A 17,900-nucleotide genomic window follows, 5' to 3' on the forward strand; every position below is an offset into this window, starting at 1 on the left:
TCGCTGAACGGCCACTGGTCTGGCTGATTGACGCGGTTTGTGAAGCTACAGTAAATGGCTATAGCCCGCTTGCCATTCCTGGCAAGCGGGCCGCCCTTATGGTGCCTGAGTGTCCGGGCCAGCGAGTGCTTCCGACGCTTTATCGTCTTTTCCCGACTCCTCCGGGGCAAAACGGGCCTTAAAGCGGGCATACAGGGCATTCATGCCGAGCAGCAGCAGCCCCATGAAAATGAAGACGAAGGCGCGTGTGATGGTCCCGCTGCGGCTCAGGTCGAAAAACACCAGCCGGAGCAGCGAGCCCAGCATGCCGGCCAGGGCAAGGTAGCGCAAATCCTGACGCCGCAGCAGCAGGCTGGTGCTAAAGACGGCCACCACTTCCAGCATAAGCAATACGGTGAGCACCGAGTGGTCGAACGACTGCACGAGCAGCAGCGTGAACGCCAGGAAAGCTGGATAAAGCAGCCAGGCTTCGAGCACGCGGCGCGGCGGGTGAATGAGCCGTTCCCAGGCGGGCGAGAGGCCGGCAGGAAGATTGACCGCTTGCAGTGCCCGGGCTATGTAGGCAAACAGCAACGCCACCGCCGCCGAAATCCCCCACCAATCGAAGCTCAGAAGCTGCTCCGGGGTGATGTAGCGCAGGCTGGCCAGGCTGGCCGTGCCAGCAGCCAGCCAATAGTAGAGCCGGCCGTACGCGGCCAAACGCCGGAAGCGCGCCGGGGTTCGGGAAGCCACTAGCGTCAGGAGCAGCGCGCCCGTTGCCCACAGCAGCGGCAGCCAGGGCGTGCGCACGTGGTGGCCCAGCGTGGCAGTGCCAAAGAGCAGCGCCGCCTCGGGTAGCCACGGATGCAGCCGGCGCCAGGAGTTGTATACCGGGCCCGTAGCGGGCGGGGCCGCCAACGCCAGGGCCGTCAGCGTGGCGAAGAGCAGCGTCGCCGTCGCGTATTCGGCGGGCTGGCCGAAAAACCGCTCATCAAGCGCGAGCAGGTACCCATGCGTGAGCAGACCCGCCGCCAGTAGCCCGTAGCTGAGGTGCAGCAGGTAGCGGTCGGGAAGGCCGGCCCGCCATACGGCCGACTGGTTGGGCAAGCGGCGGCGCCACACCTGGGCCGCGGCGAAGGCGGCCCCCGCCAGTCCGGTAAAGCCCAGCGCGAGGTAAGCCACGTGGCCCGCGGGCACGGCGGCCACCAACGCCACCACCAGGTGCAGCCCCAGCAGGTACACCCACGGACCGCGCACAAACCGTTGGGCCGGCGCCCACCACGACACCCGGGCGCCCACCAACGGCACGGCCAGCGTGGGCAGCAAGTAAAGCAGCACAGCTCCCGCGCTGGCCAGCTGCCCGGCCGGCGGCCGCAGCGCGTAGCTCCACTGCAGGCCCAGGTAGCCCACAGCGGCCAGCAGCAGGCCGGCCCACACGCCCGGCGCCACCACCCGGTGCCGCAGGTACAGCAGCGCGCCCAGCAAGCCCACCATGGCCCAGGCGGCCCAGGCTTGGTCGTATACCAGCGCGCCGCCACTGAGCAACAGCCAGCCCACGGCCAGCCCCAGCACCGGCAGGCGCAAGGTGCCGCCCAGCGGCAGCACCGCGTACTCTTCGTTTGCCTCCGGCCGCAACCGATGCCGCAGCTGGTAACCCACCGTGAGCAGGGCCGCCCCGACGAGCAAGGCCGCCCGCACCTCCGCTCCGAGGGCGCCCGGTGAGGTGTAGCGCACCAGCAGGGGCAAGAGGGCTGCGAGCAGCACCAGCAGGTAGGTCTGCAAGTGCAACAGGTCGTCTTCGTCACGGCCGCGTAACAGCAGCGCGGCCAGCATATTCTCAGCGTAAAGAACCAGTAGGGCGCCCGGCCAGCTCAGGCCGGCCTCGTGCAAGCCCAATGCGGCCAGCACGGTAAACGCCTGTCCCAACACCAGCTGCTGGCGCCGCACCCAACGGGGCAGTAGCCCGCGGGCATGCACCCAAGCCGCCAGGCCCAGCGCAATGCCTCCCATGGCCAGGAGAGCCCCCAGCAGCCAGGCCACCGGCGCGCCGGGTGTGCTGAACAGCGCCCGGCCCAGCAACAGCCCGGTGCCAGCCTGCAGCAAGCCCGCCAGCCCAACAATGCCGCCCAACAGGTCACGGTCGGTTTGCGCATCATCCAGCCCGTCGGCCTGCCGCGCTAGCAGTAGTTGGCGGTGGGTGAAATCAACCAATAGGATTCCGGCCCAGCCAGCCAACGCCAGCACTAAGGCGTCGCGGTAAAGCGTAGGCAGCAGGCTGTGGTCGGCGTTACCGATGGCCAGTAGCAGCAAACTTAATCCCGCGGAACAGGCTCCGGCCAGGGCAACCCGATAGATGAGGCCCTCCCGCTTCCGGGCGGCGAGCAGGACCACCGCCATGTTTTCGGCAAAAAGCAGGCCCAGCACCACCGACCAGCTCAGCCCCAACTCGTGCAATCCCGACACCGTGAGCAGGGCAAATGCCTGAGCCAGCAACAACTGCAGCGGCCGCACCCAGGCAGGTAACCGGGGCTCGGCGCGCACCCAAGTTGCAAGTCCCAGCGCCGCGCCGCCCATTACCAGGAGCGCGGCCAACAACACGGCTACCGGCGCCTGCTGCCAGCCAAACAGCACGCGCGCCAGCAGCAGGCCGGTGCTGGCTTGCAGCAAGGCGCCCAGCCCCGCAAAGCCACCAAGCAAGCGTTGGTTCGTGTCGGAAATTTCTGATGCGCCGGGAGCCGAAAGCTGCCGGTAAGCCCCGCGAAGGAACGCCAGGCTCAGCCAGCCGGTCAGGGCCAGCACCAGGGCGTCGCGGTACAGTTCACGGGGCAGCCCATGGTTTACCTGCGCCCAGGCAGTCAGCAACAGGCCGCCACCGGCGAGGAAGGCCCCGGCCTGGGCAACGTGGTAGAGCAGTGGCTCGCGCCGCCGGGCCGCCAACAAGGCCACCGCCACGTTCTCGGCGAACAGGATGCCCAGCACCACTGCCCAGCTCAGGCCCAACTCGTGCAGGCCCAGACCGGCCAGCACCGCAAAGCCCTGCGCTAGTAGCAGTTGCTGCTGTCGTACCCAGGCCGGGGTTTGGGGCGCGGTGCGTACCCAGGCCGCCAAGCCCATGGCGCCGGCACCCAGGGCCAACAGGGCACCGAGCAGCAACGCAACAGGCGCATGGTCCCAGGCAAACAGCACCCGGGCCAGCAGCAGCCCGGACCCCGCCTGCAACAGGCCGGCCAGCCCCGCAAAGCCCGCCAATAGGTTGCGGACCGACATGGCCGGAGAGTTCGCCCCCACCCACGGCTTCGCGTTGGGCCCCTCAGCTTGCAGCAGCGGCTGCTTGTACGTGAGCTGGGTGAACGCCAGGCCCGCCCAGCCTGCCAAAGCCAGCAAGAAGGCATTGCGATACAGCACCTGGGCCAGGCTGGAATCGGCGTTGAGGGCCGCGAAGAACAGCAGGCCACCGCCCGCCAGGCACGCGGCGAACAGCGCCACGCGATACACCAGCGCTTCGCGTTGCCGGGCCATTACCAGCGCCACCAGCAGTGTTTCGAGCAGCATAAACACGAGGATAACCGAGGGGGTGGCGTGCCAGCCCTGTAGCGACAGGGCCGTGGCCAACGCCAGAATAAGCGAGATGATGGTATCGGTCTGGAACAGCCAGCCGATGCCGAGCTTCTTGGCTTGACGCCCGGCCCAGAAGGTGAGCAGCGCGCCCAGGCCCAGCGGAATGGTTTTCCAGATAGAACCCGTGCTGTACAGGTACAGGTTGATGCCCAGACAGGTCCAGTTGAGTAGGTGGGCGGTAAAAAGCAGGGGTTCGAACCGGCGCTGGGCGTACACGCGGCGGTACTGCACCACGGCGGCGGCCAGGCCCACCAGCGCCACCAGCGCCATGGCCATCAGGCGCAGGGAGTTGGGAATGTCCGTCAGCTGCCGGTGCCAGTAGAGGTGGAAGGCGAAGAAGCTGACGATGCCGAGCAGCAGCTGGTATTTCCACCGCTGGCGGTAGGTGATGGCGATGGTGAAGGCCGTGACGGCCGCCGCGGTGCCCAGCGTAAGGGCCGTGGGCGGCAGCACCGCCAGGGCCACCAGGCTCAGCACGCCGTGCAGCGTGGCTACTTCCTCGCGGCTAGCGCGCCAGGCCAGGAGCAGGTTGGCGCCCATGCCCGTGAGTAGCAGCAGATAGTCCCAGGGCGCGGTGACCCAGCGCAAGCCCTCAATGCTCACGGCGGCTACGCAGGCAAACAGGAAGATGGCGGCCGCACTGCTCAGCAACCAGCCGTTGAGCTGCCGCGCGAAGCTTTTCTGGCGGAGCGCCCACCGCACGCCCAACAAGCCCGCCGCGAACGCACAAATCAACAGAAACCGCAACGGCGGACTCACCCGCAACGCCGCGTAAATGCCCAGGAAGCCGACGCCCGTAACCAGCACCACGGCCCCGAGGATGCCGGTCCAGTTTTCCAGGATAAGGGTGGCGGCCCGTTCCCACCAGGTGGGCCCGGTGGGCTCCGGCGGGGGAGGCGGGCGCCGCAACGGCCGGGGTGGAACTGGTGGGACGGGTGGCGAAGGTGGTGGTGCCGGGGCCGCTATTGCCGGCTCAGGGGCCGCCACGGGATTGGTCTCCGTCGTGGGGCTTGCCGCTGGTACCGTTACTTCAATTGGAATGACAACCGGCTCAGAAACAGGAATTACGATAGGCTCAGAAAAAGGCGCCGCCACCGGTGGCACGGGAACTACCGGCACGGATACCGGGACTGCTGGAACCGGTTCTGGTGAAACCGAAGCCGGTGCGGCGGCAGGCGCTGGCGTCGGGGCTGCCGGAACCGTTGGTGATTCTGGCAAGCGCGTTGGTTGCACCGGCGCCAGCGGCTCAGCTGGCAACATGACGACGGGCTCCGCATCCGCCGGCTTGACCGGAGCGGGTGCTGGAATAACGGGCGCGGCCACCGGCGCCACCGGCACAACCGGCTCGCGGACCGGCACAACCGGCTCGCGGACCGGCACACTAGCCGGAGCAGCGTCCGCTTTCGGAGCCCCGCCTGACACAACTGCAGAGGTTGCAGCGGTGCCTGGCCGAACCAGGGGCACGGCCGTGGGGACTGTTGCGGGCGGCGGCGCTGCTTCAACCAGACCGGCCACTTGTTCGCGCAGGCGCAGCAGCTCCGCTTGCATCTCAGCCTGCCGCTTGTTGAACTCGGCTTGGCGGATTTTCACTTCCTCCTCCAGCTCCTGAAGACGCTTGGGTAAACCCCACACCCGCAAGGCAACTACAACAGCAATTATTAGGGCTAAAACGAACGCATCCATGCGAGAGGGTTGTAAATAAACAATTGATTTTCAGTTGACACTTTGCCCTTATGCACCTGCTGGCTTCTCTGCTTGCGAAGGCGATACACACAGCGGACCTCTTGAGGCAATTGCCGTCGATGGGATTTGCTGCGCTCGTCGTTTTGCCAACGCTCGGCCGCCGCGGCCGCAAGGGTTGACGGTGACAAAAGGGGGACGCAGTGCCCGGCTGCGGATAGGATGGCACAATACTCCCCCGTGTTGAGCGCGTCGGAAAGTGCTTTCTGTCGAAGGCGGATTCCGGGGCAATGAATCGGGATAGAAGCCGGGTGAATTGGCCGACCGAATGCCGCTTTTCGCCGAACAACCCGGCCATTTTCCCTGGTTGCTCCGTGGCGGTCCCGAACCCTCAAGGCAGCGAACAGGCCATTGCCGCCCCGTCAGTCTTTCCGAGGCCTTCGCCCTGGCTGGCGCAAGGCCTCGTCTTAACCCGACCCTATGATTCGAAAAATGGCCTTGGCGGTACTGGCCGCCGCTGCGGTTTTCCTCATGGAGGTATTGGTGCCTTATGGGTGCGCTGGCCAGCTATGAGCTGCTGTTTGCCTTTTTACTGGCCAACTTATAGGGCCATGTACCCCTTGCTCGCCTCTTCGGGGCTGACCGCCTGACGACGCAGCTTGCCCCGGCCAAGGCCCTGTTGGAAGGGCAGCGCGTGGTGCTGCTTCATGAATACCAAATAACCAGGTCGCAGCTGGCTAGCTAACGCCCCGCTCGACTACGAGCGGCTGTTGGCCAAAGGCTGGGGCTTTCCGCCGGATGGCACCGCCTCATACTGGGTGCGCCTGTTCATGCCTCAGCCCAGAGATATAGAACCTCGTTTTTAATTTCGGCTCTCTTTTGCTAAACAGGCTTTTTCGTCCATTTAGCGGCAGAAGACGATTAGTGGAATGGTGTGCGACGGCCTTCGCCAGCGACTCGACGTAGGCGGCTGGTCCACGTCAGGAACGTGAAAAATGACGTCTTGACGGATTCGCTCCTTCATTTTGGCCAGCATCGGTGCGGGCACGGCTCGCGCCGCTTGGTGCAGTTGGACCCCGGTGATGGACTGAATCCGTCCATTGCCGTCCACTTGAAACCGGAACTCGATGAAGCCCCGGCCTTGTCGACACAATACGGCCCGTTCGGTCGCAGTAAGCGCCTTATTTGCCGCTTGGGCCACGGCGGTTGGCACTAGAGGCCGCATCTCGTCGGGGTCGGAATAGGCCCGGTTAGCTTTTGCTTGCCCGTAAGCGCTTGACAAGCCCCAACCGAAGCCAAAAAGTGTTGCGAACAAGATAACCTTAGGGGGCATGAAGCGAGCCGAGCACGGCGGTTTTGGCTGAAAGAGACAGGGTATATTTCAAGCAGTACCTGTCCAATCACAATATCCCCTCGTCGGCAAAGCTGTAATACCCCTGCTCCGCAAAAATGAGGTGGTCCAGAATCGGCAAATCCAGGAAGGTGCCGGCTTCTTTTAGCTTTTTGGTGAGCTGAATGTCGGCGCCGCTGGGGTTGCGGTTGCCGCTGGGGTGGTTGTGCACCAGGATGATGCTACTGGCCAGCTGCTCCAAGGCTTCTTTGAAAATCATTTTGGGGTCGGCCACGGTGCCGGCCACGCCGCCGCGGCTGATGGCGGTTTTGCGCATCACCACGTTGGCCCGGTTCAGCAGAATGACCCAGAATTCCTCGTGCGGCAAATCGAGCAGGTGCGGGCGCATCAGGTTGTAGATGTCGCGCGAGCAGGTGATGGTGTTGCGCGTCGGCGCATCGGCCTCCTTGCGGCGGCGGCCCAGCTCCAGGGCGGCCACCACCGTGATGGCCTTGGCCTCGCCGATGCCGGGGTGGCGGCAAAGCTGCTTCACGCTCTCGCGGGCCAGGGCGTTGAGGTCGTTGCCCACGCCTTGCAGCATGAGCTTGCCCACATCCACGGCCGTGAGCTTGGTGGTGCCCGAGCCGATGAGAATGGCCAGCAGCTCGGCGTCGGAGAGGGCGGCGCGGCCCTTGCTCATGAGCTTTTCGCGCGGCCGGTCGTCCTCGGCCCAGCTCTTGATGCCGGTAGTGGGCGTGGGGTAGGTGGGAGCGGGTTCGGGCAGCTGGTCAAGCGGTTCCATGCAGTGGGGCCGGGGTAGAAGGTAAAAAGTCAGCTAAATGTAAAGCAAAAGCGCGCCGGGCGCGTTTAAAGCCGGAGCCTGTGGCGGCGCTGTGCGGCCGGGGCGTTCAGAGTCTCCTTTAGAATATGCGAAATCCGTTGGTGTTGTGGTTGGTGTTGGGGCTGGTGGTGTTGGCCGAATGGTATGGGTATCAGGCGGCGCGCACGTTGGCGCAGCACCTGTCGCCGGGCGCCCGGCGCGGGGTAAGCATCGGTTATTGGGTGCTCACGGTGGTGGTGTGGGGCCTGGCCATTTGGGCGGGCAGCACGCGGCAGGCCGGCCACACCGTGCTCAAAAGCTACCTGATGAGCTTGCCCTTGCTGCTGCTGGCGGGCAAGCTGGTGATGCTCCTGCCGCTGCTGCTCGAAGACCTCACGCGACTGGTGCGCTCTTTCAGCGCTCCGCGCGCGGCCGATGGCACGCGCGTGGCCATTCCGCGCAGCGAGTTCATCGCCAAGCTGGCGCTGGGGCTCGGGGCCATTCCGTTTGGGGCGCTGTTATGGGGCATGGTGAAGGGCGGCACCGACTACACCGTTCGCCGCGTCACGCTGAAATTCCCCAACCTGCCGGCGGGCTTCGACGGCTTCAAGGTGCTGCAGATTTCGGACCTGCACACCGGCAGCTTCAACTCGACCGAACCGCTGGAGCGCGCTGTGGCGATGATAAACCGCCAGGGCGCCGACCTTGTCCTGATGACCGGCGACCTGGTGAACAACCGCGCCGAAGAGGTGGAGCCACACATCCCGGCCCTGTCCAAAATCAAGTCCGACCTGCCCATTTTCTCCAGCCTCGGCAATCACGACTACGGCGACTACGTGGCCGAATTCCGCGAAGACCGCGCCTTGTGGCGCCAGAACCTGCAGCGCCTCATGCAGAACCACGCCAAAATGGGCTGGACGCTGCTCAACGACACCACCCATTTCATCGAGCGCGGCGGCGATAAAATCGCCATTGTGGGCATCCAGAACAGCAGCTCCCATCTCAACTTCCACACCTACGGCGACCTGCCCAAGGCCCACGCCGCCAGTGGCGACGCGCCCTTCAAAATCCTGCTCTCGCATGACCCTTCGTACTGGGAAAGCCACATCCTGAACTACCCCGACATCGACCTCACCCTCAGCGGCCACACCCACGGCATGCAGTTCGGCCTCAACCTGCCTTTCCTGAAATGGAGCCCCGTGCAATACGCCTACAAGCAGTGGGCCGGGCTGTACGAAAAAGGCCGCCAGAAGCTGTACGTCAACGTGGGGCTGGGCTTTCTGGGCTACCCGGGGCGGGTGGGCTTCCTGCCCGAAATCACGGTGTTTGAGCTGCGGCGGGCGTAAGGGCAAGCAACGAAATATACCGTTGTGGTAACATCCGTTACGGCCGCGCCGTAAAGGCCCCTCATCCGCTCAGCCACTTACGGTTGGCGCCTTTTCAACCTCCCTTCTCATGAAAAATTCCCTCTTGATTCTCGCGGGCGCTGCTGCCCTCTCGCTGGCTTCCTGCTCGCAGGAAAAGACCACCGAAACCACCACCGCCCCCGCCGAAGGCACAACGACCACCACGACGACCACCACCATGGGCCCGATGACGGACGCCCAGATTGAGGCCCGCGCCCAGCGCATTGCCGACAAAATGGTGGCCGACATGAAAATCACGGACGAAGCCACGAAAACCAAAATCCGGACCGTGTACGTGAACCGCTACAAGCGCATGAACGACATGCGCAGCAAGTACACCACCGACACCACCGGCATGGCCGCCGCCATGCGCGATGAGCGAATGGCCGAAGACCAGGAGTTCAAGGTGATTTTTGTGGAGCCGGCGCAGTACCAGGCCTATGAGTCGAGCCGCTCGACCTACGATGACAGCAACTTCGCCGACGACAACATGTCCTCGGACATGAGCTCTTCCTCGGACATGAACTCCTCTTCGGACATGAGCAACACCTCATCGACCTCCACCTCGACGTCGGACGCTGCCGGCAGCAACATGTCGGCCGACGGGGGCAAAATGAAAGTGAAAGCCGACGGCGACATCAAAATCAAGGACGCCGCCGGCAACAAAATGAAAATGGACGGCGACGACGGCACCATCAAGGCCAAGCCCGAAGACGGCGGCAAAACCAAAATCAAGTAGCACCCGGCGCCCACGGCACCGAAGTCGAAAAGCCAGTGTTTGGTCGATGCAATTGGCCGAACCATCGTAGAAAAGCCTGCCCTTGCAACGGGGCAGGCTTTTTTTGCCTCATTGGGTTGCTACTTTGTAGTCAGGTTGTGTGTTATTAGTGAATGATTGTTGAACTAGTGTCTTGTGCGCGTGGCGGTTGGGCCAGGCAAAGCCCGCGCCGCTGGCTGCTGGCGCTGTTGTGCCTGCTGGTGGCCGGCGCGGCCCACGCCCAGGCGCCCAACACCGTGCGCCTGACGGGCACCGTGGCCGAAGCCACCTCGCGCCAGCCCGTGCCGGGCGCCACCGTGCAGGTGCAGCGCACCCGCCGCGGCATGGTCACCGATGCCACCGGCAGCTTCGGCCTCGATGTGCTGCCCACCGACACGGTGTTGTTTCGCGCGCTCGGCTTCAAAACCCAGCGCCTGCCCATGGGCGGTACGGGCCTCTCGCAGCTGGTGGTGCGCATTCAGCTGGTGCGCGACAGCGTGCAGCTGGGCGAGGTGCAGGTGGTGAGCGACCGCGCCGACCGCGCCGTCATCAACCGGGCCCTGCGCAACATCAAACGCCCCGCCCCGCCGGTGGTGAGCGGCGTGAAGCGCCCGCCCAAACCCAAGCCCCTGTTCGCCGTCGACTCGACGGCGCCCAAAGCCCCGGTGCCCACTATCCAGAGCCCGGTGAGCTTGATTTACGACCAGTTCTCGCGCGAGGGCAAGCAGCGCCGCAAGATGGAGGAGATTGAAGCCGAGCAGCGTGCCGAAAAGATTCGCAAAGCCCGCGCCCAGTACAACAAGGCCTTTAAGGACAACCGCGGCTACGAGCCTTAGGGCTGTACCGCCAGGCTATGCTTGGCCCCGTGTGCGCCCGCAAAACTCTCCGCGCTGCAGCAACGCAAGGCGAAGCACAGCTTCGCGGTACATAACTGGCCACTGCCCTTTGCCGTAAGCCCGAAGATGAAAATCGGGTATCCCTGCGTGAACGAGGCGATGGACTGCAGCGCCGCCAACACCTTTCGGCTGGCTTCCTACTCGGAGGAGCGTCTTATTGCGGCCGTGACGGCCAACCTGACCTGCCTGCGCCGCATGCTGGAATGGAACGTGGCCCAGGGCCTGCTCTTCTTTCGGATGGGCTCGGGCATTGTGCCCTTCGGCTCGCACGAAATCAACACCTTTCCCTGGCAAACGCACTTCGCCGCTGAGTTCCGGGCTATTGGCGACTACATCAAGGCCAACAACCTGCGGGTGAGCTTTCACCCCGACCAGTTTGTGGTGCTGAACTCGCCCAGCTCCGACATTGTGCGGCGCAGCATTCAGGAACTGGTGTACCAGGGTTCGATGCAGGATTTGATGGGCCTGGACGGCACGGCCAAGCTGCAGATTCACGTGGGCGGACTGTATGGCGACCGCGAAGGGGCCATCAGCCGGTTTGCCGAGGTGCACGCTACGCTGCCCGAGGCGGTGAAGGCCCGCGTGGTGGTGGAAAACGACGACCGACTGTTTTCGCTGCGCGACTGCCTGCACCTGCACGAGCTGACGGGCGTGCCCATTCTCTTCGACAACTTCCACCACGAGTGCCTCAACCACGGCGAGCCCATGGCTGAGGCGCTGCGCCTGGCCGCTGGCACCTGGCACCCCACCGCCGACGGCGTGCCCATGATGGACTACAGCTCGCAGGCCCTGGGCGAGCGCAAGGGCAAGCACACCGACGACTTGGTGGACGACTCGTTCCGCGAGTTCCTCACCAACCTCAACGGCCTCGATTTTGACATCATGCTCGAAATCAAGAACAAGGAAGCCAGCGCCCTGCGCGCCGTGGCCATTCTGCGCGAGCGGGGCCTGAGCGCGCCCGCACCCAACGTGCCCGTGCCGCCCCTCAACCTGCCGCCCGACCCCAACGCGCCCGCCAAAGCCAAACGTGCCAAGAAAGTGGCCAACAATTAACATCCCACCCACTCACCATTTCACCACCTCACCAATTCACCTCATGCCTTCCGACCACCTGAATGCCACCATCAGCGCCCTGAAAAACGGCCTCACCAGCCTGCCCCTGGGCTCGGCCATGGACAACACCGAAACCTGGCAGCAGCAGTTTCTGCAAAGCGGCCTGCCCGGCCTGCAGGACATTGCCCGTGAAATCGGCAACCTGCAGTCCTTGCTCACCAGCGGTGCTTTGAGCGCCACGGCCATCGGCAATTCGCTGTCGATGCTCGGCGACCAGACCAGCCAGATTAGCCGGCAGGCGGGAGACGACCTGAAAAAGCCACTGCAGGAACTGAGCGACCTGTTGCGAAAACACGGCAGCGACCTGCTGGCGCACGCCGCGAAGAAGCAGAAGAAGTAGACTGCTGTTTCCACTGCTAATGCAAAAAGCCCTATCCGGTAACAGGATGGGGCTTTTTGCATTGAAATGGCGACGGCCGCGCGGCTACGGACGTGCCACGTTGCTGCTGTTGCTGCGGCGCGAGCGGCTGGGCACCACGTCGGTCGATTGGCGGGAGCGGTTGTCGCGCATGATGGGCTGTTCGCGCACATCGGGCACGGTGTTGGGCGAGAGTTCGGGCGTACCGGCCGGGAGCACGGCCCCGCCCGTGTTGTCCAGCGGGCGGCTGCGCTGGGCGTCGCGGTTGGTGGGCGTGCGCTGCATTTCGGCGGGGCCCTGGATGGTGCTTTGGTTCAGGGCCGGGTTCACGGGCGGGATGGTGGTTTGGCCCTGGCTGCCGCCGCGCACCGGCGCGGAGGGGTCGAAAGGAACGGTTTGGGCGTGGGCGGCGGCACTTAGCAGCAGGCCGGCCATCAGCAGGAAGGGTTTCATGGGGGCGGGGGAAGGGGGTGGGAAACAAAAAAACCGGCTGCTTCGGGAGAAACAGCCGGTTTCTATACTTTATACGGCGCTGAGCCGCAAAGTGTTATTGCATCGACTTGGACTTCATTTTGCCCTTGCCGCCGTTCGTGCCGCCTTTGGATTTCATGCGGCCCGAGGTGGTGCCCGACGTGCTGCCCATGCTGCCGCTGGTGGAGGTCATCGTGCCCGAGGTAGAGCCCATTGAGCCCGAAGTAGAGCCCATGGTGCCGGAGCCCGAGGTGGTGCCCATGGTGCCGGTGGTAGTACCAGTGGTCATGCCCGGGGTGCCGCTGGTAGTGCCCGACGACGTGGTGCCTATCGTGGTGCCGGTGGTGGTAGAGCCGGCGGTGGTACCGCTGGTGGTACCCATGCCCGAGGTGGTTTGGGCGAAAGCGGCGCTGCTCAGGCCCATGGTCAGGAATGCGGCGAGGAGGATTTTGGTGGTCTTCATGATAAAACGGGTTGGAAATGTGGAAAGGGGTGAGATGCGAGGGAAGGCCGCGGCTGGCGCGGGTTTGTCGATACGCTAAGTTGTACCGTGGAGGTTGCGAAAATCAGCGGCCAATGTTCATCGAATACTCATAATACTCGTTGTTTGTTTTGGGTATTACTCACTGATTTTCAATTGGTATTGTGTGCTATGCAGGAGGTGAGTGGCGTTGGAATAAAAAATAATGTTCACCTTCCGGTAACCTTCCCGAGGTGGCGCGGTGTCCACACCCGAATACTCTCCCAACCCTGCTATCAGCTTGGACTCGTTCTCGGATAATGCCTTAATGCTGCGCGTGAAAGCCGGCGACGTCGACCGGATGGGGCTGCTCTTTGAGCGCTACCACCGCCCGCTCTTCGGCTTTCTCTACCACATGCTGGGCCGGGCTGATACCAGCGAGGACCTGGTGCAGAACGTGTTCTACCGCATGCTGAAATACCGCCACACCTTCACCGGCGAGGGCGAGTTTCGGACCTGGATGTACCACCTGGCCCGCAACGTGCTGGCCGACCACATCAAGAAAAACCGCCACGCCCGGCACCACGCCGACGTGGCCGACGTGGCCGAATACATCGGCGGTGGCGCCACCGCCGATGCTGGCCTAGAGCGCGCCCAGGAAGTGGCCACACTGCATCAGGCCCTGGCCCGCCTCACGCCCGAGCACCGCGAGGTGCTGGTGCTGAGCCGCTTCCAGGAAATGAAGTATGGGGAAATTGCCCAAGTGCTGGGCACCACCGAAGGCGCCGTGAAGGTGCGCGTGCACCGCGCCATGCACGAGCTGAAAAGCACCTACCACCGCATCGAAAACTGACCTGAATAATGAATTGTGAACACATTAAAGACCAGCTGGTCGACTACCTGAGCAGCCAGCTTTCCGAGCCAGAGCAGGCCGCCCTCACGGCCCACCTGGCCGAGTGCGCCGACTGCCGCGCCGAGCTGCAAGCCACCCAACGCCTGTGGCAAACGATGGGCGCTGTGCGTGTGCCCGAGCCCAGCGAGCACCTGCGCCCCGAGTTCTACGCCATGCTGGCCGGCTTCAAGGATGAAGTAAAAGCCACGCCCGATTATTCCTTGAAAGGCCTGTGGCAGTGGTGGCTGAATCTGGAAATTCCGCGGCCCATTCTGCGGGCGGTGTACAGCCTGTGTCTGGTGAGCGTGGGATTGATTGGCGGCTATTGGCTGAACAACAAGCCGGTCACTGCTACCGGCGAGCAAGAGCAGTTAGCCACCCTGTCGGCCCAGGTGAAGCAGATGCGGCAGGTGATGGTACTCTCGCTCATCGACAACCCCTCGGCCACCGAACGGCTGCGCGCCGTGGGCTACACCAAGGATATGAGCGCGCCCAATGCCAAGGTGGTGAGCGCCCTGCTGAGCACCTTGGATAACGACCCCAACGTGAACGTGCGCCTGGCCACCCTGGAAGCCCTGGCCCCGCTGGCCGACGACCCCACCGTGCGGCTGGGCCTGGTGCACTCGCTGCCCAAGCAGGACTCGCCGCTGGTGCAGTCGGCCCTAGCCGATGTGATGGTGCAGCTGCAGGAGCGCCGCTCGGTGCAGCCGCTGCGCCAGCTGCTGGAGCAGCCCAACCTCGACGAATCGGTGAAAGACAAGATTGAACAAAGCATCCAAACCATCCAAACGGGCCGGACCGCCGCGCCCCAAACCACTCCGCGCCATGACCAAACCCGCATTTCCGCGCAGCCTGAGCCTGCTGCTACTCTGGCTGTGTAGCGCCGCCGCCTGCCACGCCCAAAGCAAGAATGCCACCGAAAAAATCAGCCGGGAATTCGCCCTCACGGCCGACGCCAGCCGCAGCACGCTGGCTGTCTACAACATCTTCGGCTCGGTGCGGGTGGAGGGCTATGCCGGCAACAAAGTGCTGGTGGAAGCTACCAAGACGGTGAAAGCCGACGACGCGGCCACGCTGGCGCAGGGCCAGAAAGAAGTGAAGCTGGGCTTCACGCAGCACGGCGACAGCGTGGTGGTGTACATCGCCGAGCCCTACGACTCGCGCCCGCACGACCGCCACGGCCGCTGGAACAACCGCGAAGTCGATTACCACTTTGCCTTTGATTTCGTGGTGAAGGTGCCCTACGCCATGAACCTGCACGTGAGCACCGTAAACAACGGCTCGATGACCGTGGCCGATGTAACGGGCCTGCTGCACGTCTACAACGTGAACGGCCCCATCACCCTCACCAACGTGAAGGGCACCACCAAAGCCCACACCGTGAACGGCAACGTGGACGCCACCTACGCCGCCAACCCCGCGGGCGCCTCGTCCTACCACACCATCAACGGTAAAATCCGGGTGCACTACCCCGCCAGCCTGGGCGCCAACCTGCACTTCAAAAGCATGCACGGCGAGTTCCTGACCGATTTCCCGAACGCGGAAGTGCTGCCGGCACAGGTTACCAAAAACAAGGAGGGCGCTGGCGGCGGCACTGTGTACAAGCTCACCAAAGACACGGCCGTGCGCATCGGCAAAGGCGGGCCGGATTTCCGCTTCGAAACGCTCAACGGCGACGTCATCATCTCCAAGATTTAATTAAGCAATTCGTTATCATGAGTCATTTCCTTCGATTATCCCTCGCGCCCGCGGCGCGCCAGGCTACCCTTGCCCTTGCGCTGCTCGCCTGCGCCGTGCCCGGCCGGGCCCAGGACGCCAACAATTCCAAAGAGACGCTCACCGTGCCGCTGAGTGCCCCCGGCAAGCCCGGTACCCTCGAAGTCGGCCTCGTGTTTGGCTACATCCACGTGATGGGCTACAATGGCAAAGACGTGGTGGTGGATGCTTCTTTCCGGCCCAAGCAGGGCGGGCGACGCGCCGAACCAGCCCCGGCGGGCATGAAGCGCCTCTCCTCGGCCGGTGGCCTGAACCTGACCGTGGAGGAAAAGAACAACCACGTGGAAGTTTCTGTCGAAGTGCCCACCCAGCCGGTCGACCTCACCATCAAGGTGCCGCACAACTTTTCGCTACAGCTCACTACGGTGAACAACGGCGACATCACCGTGAACAATGTGAGCGGCGAACTGGAAATCTCGAACGTGAACGGCGCGATTCAACTCACCGACGTGTCGGGCTCGGCTGTGGCCAACACCGTGAACGGCAACCTCACCGCCACCTTCAAAAGTGTGAGCAGTGGCACGCCCATGGCTTTTTCTACCCTCAACGGCAAGGTGGACGTGACTTTCCCCGGCAACCTGAAAGCGGCGCTAAAAATGAAATCGGAGCGCGGCGAGGTATTCAGTGACTTCGACGTGGCCGTGGACAAAGCCGCCAACAAGGTGACGCGCACCTCGCAAAACGGCCTCACCCGCCTCAGCACCGACGACTGGACCTACGGCAAAGTGAACGGCGGCGGTGCCGAGGTGATGATGAAAACCATGAACGGTAACATCTACCTGCGTAAGGCCAAGTAGATTAGCGCTTAATACTGTCCTCCTGCTGCTTTCAATTTCTGCATGACTGTTCCGTCTTTCTCCGCAATTGCTGGCTTGTTTGCTTGCCTGCTGCAACTGCCCGCCGCGGCCCAGTTGCGCCCGAGTACCGCCGCAGCCACAACTCCGGCGGCGCTTGATGCGGCGGTGCAGCGCATTGGCAATGCCTTTATGCAGCAACCCGCCCGGGTAGGGTTGTCGGTGGGAATCATTAAAGACGGCCAGACCCAGTTTTACAACTTCGGCACCATAGAGAAAGGCAAAAGCCCGGCGCCGACCCAAAACACAGCGTACGAAATTGGCTCCATCAGCAAAACGTTTGGAAGCCTGCTGCTGGCTCGGGCCGTGGTGGAAAAACGGGTGAAGCTGACCGACGACGTGCGGCAGTACCTGCCCGGCAAGTACCCCAATCTGGCGTTTGCGGGACAGCCTGTTCAGCTGCTGCACCTGGCCAACACCACGTCGGGCTTACCCGATAACGTGCCTGACCGGTCGGCGGACTACCAGCGAGCCAACCCCGATTCCATCCCGTTTCTGATGGCGGAAGCGCTCAAGCACTACTCAAAGGAGAATTTCCTCGAAGACCTTCGTCAAGTGAAGCTCACCGCAGCTCCGGGCCTTGCGCCCCGGCACTCCAATGCGGCGGCTCAGCTGCTGGGCTACGTGCTGGAAAACGTGTATAAACGGCCTTTTTTCGAACTGGTGGCCACTTACATTAACAAGCCGTTGCGCCTGCAGGCTACTGCGCAAGGGCCGCTGCCGGTGGGCTACAACGAGCACGGCACCCCCATGCCGCGCTACAACGTGGCCACGATGTACGCTTCGGGCGGCCTGCAATACAGCACGGCCGACATGACCAAGTACCTGCAGCACCAAATCAACGAAACCGATGCCGCCGTGGCCCTGACCCACCGGCCCGCCTGGGGCCAGCCCGACGAAGACGCCGTGGGTCTGAACTGGGTGATTTCCAAAACGGTGGATAGTCAGCGGCTGCTGGACCACACCGGGGGCACCTTCGGCTTCGCGAGCTACTGCGCCCTGTATCCGGGCCTGAAATTCGGCATCGTGCTGCTCTCGAATGAGTCGGACCGCGGCACGCAAGGCAGCCTGCGGGCCATGGCCGAGGAGGTGCTGGAGGCCGCTTATGGCACGCCGCCCGCGCTAGTAGCCCTGCAAGCCGAGCTGCAGCGCCGCAGCTACACCGAGGCCGCAGCGGCCGTGGCCAAGGTGAAGCAGCAACACCCCGAACTGCACCTGACCGAAGATTACGTGAACACCTGGGGCTATGCCCTGGCCCGTCAAGGCCAACCCAAGCAGGCGCTGGAACTCTTCAAATTGAACGTGAGCCTGCATCCCAAGGCTTGGAACACCTACGACAGCCTGGGCGAAACCTACGAGCTGCTGGGCGACCGCACGCTGGCCATCAAAAACTACCAACAGTCGCTGGCGCTGAACCCAGACAACTCCGGCGCGGTAGAGCATTTGAAAAAACTAGCAGCCCCAGCTAATTAGCGAGCCCGGATACCAAG

At 63.6% G+C, this 17,900-nt stretch carries 14 protein-coding genes; 10 read left to right on the forward strand and 4 right to left on the reverse strand.

Translation table 11 applies throughout. The features are described from left to right. Positions 1-96: 96 nt before the first annotated feature. Together MTP16_RS10330 and radC are read right to left on the reverse strand one after the other, a co-directional pair. Positions 97-4,506, reverse strand: coding sequence for a DUF2339 domain-containing protein (locus MTP16_RS10330; RefSeq protein WP_243519389.1), 4,410 nt, complete (start codon positions 4,504-4,506; stop codon positions 97-99). 2,171 nt (positions 4,507-6,677) lie between these two features. Next, positions 6,678-7,409: a RadC family protein gene (gene radC / locus MTP16_RS10335; RefSeq protein WP_243519392.1), complete on the reverse strand. Its 732-nt coding sequence runs from the start codon at positions 7,407-7,409 to the stop codon at positions 6,678-6,680. A 125-nt stretch (positions 7,410-7,534) separates the two neighbouring features. On the opposite strand from radC, the gene MTP16_RS10340 reads away from it, so the two are divergent. The 5 genes from MTP16_RS10340 (at position 7,535) to MTP16_RS10360 (ending at position 11,939) form a co-directional block, all read left to right on the forward strand. Then, a complete protein-coding gene (locus MTP16_RS10340) occupies positions 7,535-8,773 on the forward strand; it encodes a metallophosphoesterase (protein WP_243519395.1) in 1,239 nt (412 codons plus the stop codon). 109 nt (positions 8,774-8,882) lie between these two features. Then, positions 8,883-9,572 (forward strand): hypothetical protein, encoded by a 690-nt coding sequence (locus MTP16_RS10345; RefSeq protein ID WP_243519397.1) that lies wholly within the window; start codon positions 8,883-8,885, stop codon positions 9,570-9,572. Positions 9,573-9,724: 152 nt separating this feature from the next. Further along, the gene (locus MTP16_RS10350; RefSeq protein ID WP_243519399.1) at positions 9,725-10,426 is read left to right on the forward strand and encodes a carboxypeptidase-like regulatory domain-containing protein; all 702 of its coding nucleotides are present in this window, start codon (positions 9,725-9,727) and stop codon (positions 10,424-10,426) included. A 126-nt stretch (positions 10,427-10,552) separates the two neighbouring features. Beyond that, positions 10,553-11,539: a UV DNA damage repair endonuclease UvsE gene (uvsE, locus tag MTP16_RS10355; RefSeq protein ID WP_243519403.1), complete on the forward strand. Its 987-nt coding sequence runs from the start codon at positions 10,553-10,555 to the stop codon at positions 11,537-11,539. Between the two features lie 43 nt (positions 11,540-11,582). Then, the gene (locus MTP16_RS10360; protein WP_243519406.1) at positions 11,583-11,939 is read left to right on the forward strand and encodes a hypothetical protein; all 357 of its coding nucleotides are present in this window, start codon (positions 11,583-11,585) and stop codon (positions 11,937-11,939) included. An 84-nt stretch (positions 11,940-12,023) separates the two neighbouring features. On the opposite strand, the gene MTP16_RS10365 is transcribed toward MTP16_RS10360, so the two are convergent. Both MTP16_RS10365 and MTP16_RS10370 read right to left on the reverse strand, forming a co-directional pair. Next, a complete protein-coding gene (locus MTP16_RS10365; protein ID WP_243519409.1) occupies positions 12,024-12,410 on the reverse strand; it encodes a hypothetical protein in 387 nt (128 codons plus the stop codon). A 94-nt stretch (positions 12,411-12,504) separates the two neighbouring features. Beyond that, a complete protein-coding gene (locus MTP16_RS10370; RefSeq protein WP_243519415.1) occupies positions 12,505-12,891 on the reverse strand; it encodes a hypothetical protein in 387 nt (128 codons plus the stop codon). Positions 12,892-13,216: 325 nt separating this feature from the next. Here MTP16_RS10370 and MTP16_RS10375 point away from each other — a divergent pair, with 325 nt between their 5' ends. Genes MTP16_RS10375 through MTP16_RS10395 form a run of 5 tightly spaced genes read left to right on the forward strand, consistent with a single transcriptional unit; the run spans position 13,217 to position 17,883 of the window. Further along, complete coding sequence (locus MTP16_RS10375; RefSeq protein ID WP_243520037.1) at positions 13,217-13,741, forward strand: RNA polymerase sigma factor; 525 nt, start codon at positions 13,217-13,219, stop codon at positions 13,739-13,741. Between the two features lie 8 nt (positions 13,742-13,749). Then, on the forward strand, positions 13,750-14,661 hold the full coding sequence (locus tag MTP16_RS10380; RefSeq protein ID WP_243519418.1) for a zf-HC2 domain-containing protein: 912 nt from the start codon (positions 13,750-13,752) through the stop codon (positions 14,659-14,661). After that, the gene (locus tag MTP16_RS10385) at positions 14,606-15,478 is read left to right on the forward strand and encodes a DUF4097 family beta strand repeat-containing protein (protein ID WP_243519421.1); all 873 of its coding nucleotides are present in this window, start codon (positions 14,606-14,608) and stop codon (positions 15,476-15,478) included. Before MTP16_RS10380 ends, MTP16_RS10385 begins: the two co-directional genes overlap by 56 nt. A gap of 17 nt (positions 15,479-15,495) precedes the next feature. Then, on the forward strand, positions 15,496-16,353 hold the full coding sequence (locus MTP16_RS10390) for a DUF4097 family beta strand repeat-containing protein (RefSeq protein ID WP_243519423.1): 858 nt from the start codon (positions 15,496-15,498) through the stop codon (positions 16,351-16,353). A gap of 42 nt (positions 16,354-16,395) precedes the next feature. Then, a complete protein-coding gene (locus tag MTP16_RS10395) occupies positions 16,396-17,883 on the forward strand; it encodes a beta-lactamase family protein (RefSeq protein WP_243519425.1) in 1,488 nt (495 codons plus the stop codon). Positions 17,884-17,900: the final 17 nt, after the last annotated feature.

The sequence above is a fragment of the Hymenobacter monticola genome (assembly GCF_022811645.1).
GTDB classification, from domain to species: Bacteria; Bacteroidota; Bacteroidia; order Cytophagales; family Hymenobacteraceae; genus Hymenobacter; species Hymenobacter monticola.

Coding starts and splice junctions, on each gene's coding strand:
- radC (WP_243519392.1), bottom strand. CDS start 7,409: ATGGAACCGCTTGACCAGCTGCCCGAACCCGCTCCCACCTACCCCACG.
- MTP16_RS10340 (WP_243519395.1), top strand. CDS start 7,535: ATGCGAAATCCGTTGGTGTTGTGGTTGGTGTTGGGGCTGGTGGTGTTG.
- MTP16_RS10345 (WP_243519397.1), top strand. CDS start 8,883: ATGAAAAATTCCCTCTTGATTCTCGCGGGCGCTGCTGCCCTCTCGCTG.
- MTP16_RS10350 (WP_243519399.1), top strand. CDS start 9,725: ATGATTGTTGAACTAGTGTCTTGTGCGCGTGGCGGTTGGGCCAGGCAA.
- uvsE (WP_243519403.1), top strand. CDS start 10,553: ATGAAAATCGGGTATCCCTGCGTGAACGAGGCGATGGACTGCAGCGCC.
- MTP16_RS10360 (WP_243519406.1), top strand. CDS start 11,583: ATGCCTTCCGACCACCTGAATGCCACCATCAGCGCCCTGAAAAACGGC.
- MTP16_RS10365 (WP_243519409.1), bottom strand. CDS start 12,410: ATGAAACCCTTCCTGCTGATGGCCGGCCTGCTGCTAAGTGCCGCCGCC.
- MTP16_RS10370 (WP_243519415.1), bottom strand. CDS start 12,891: ATGAAGACCACCAAAATCCTCCTCGCCGCATTCCTGACCATGGGCCTG.
- MTP16_RS10375 (WP_243520037.1), top strand. CDS start 13,217: ATGCTGCGCGTGAAAGCCGGCGACGTCGACCGGATGGGGCTGCTCTTT.
- MTP16_RS10380 (WP_243519418.1), top strand. CDS start 13,750: ATGAATTGTGAACACATTAAAGACCAGCTGGTCGACTACCTGAGCAGC.
- MTP16_RS10385 (WP_243519421.1), top strand. CDS start 14,606: ATGACCAAACCCGCATTTCCGCGCAGCCTGAGCCTGCTGCTACTCTGG.
- MTP16_RS10390 (WP_243519423.1), top strand. CDS start 15,496: ATGAGTCATTTCCTTCGATTATCCCTCGCGCCCGCGGCGCGCCAGGCT.
- MTP16_RS10395 (WP_243519425.1), top strand. CDS start 16,396: ATGACTGTTCCGTCTTTCTCCGCAATTGCTGGCTTGTTTGCTTGCCTG.